Here is a 264-nt window from a genome sequence, read left to right as displayed (position 1 = left end):
GCGCAGCAGGCCGCCGCGCTGGAGCAGTACCGCGGCGACGTGACGAGCTACGTCGCGCAGCACTTCCGCATCGACGCCGGTGGTGCGGACTGCACCCCGACCCTCGCTGAGGACGTCACGATGACGCACCAGGACGGCGTCCCCTACGCCGTCCTGGCATTCGACTACGCGTGCCCGCCCTCCGAGGACGGCCACGAGGTCGTCTCGACCCTCTTCCCCGACGACCAGGGCTTCGTCAGCGGGACGAAGACGATCCTCACGTAC

General features: G+C 69.7%; 1 protein-coding gene. It reads left to right on the top strand.

Annotation, left to right across the window (positions count from 1 at the left end; genetic code table 11):
* Positions 1 to 264, top strand: a 264-nt coding sequence (locus ACZ3HH_RS30375) for a hypothetical protein (protein WP_465810330.1), incomplete at both ends; no start/stop codon positions are given.

The sequence above is a fragment of the Pseudomonas sp. PME37.24/025 genome (assembly GCF_055556615.1).
Note: the sequence above shows the minus strand (reverse complement) of the source record. Positions and strands in the feature narration are given on the sequence as shown.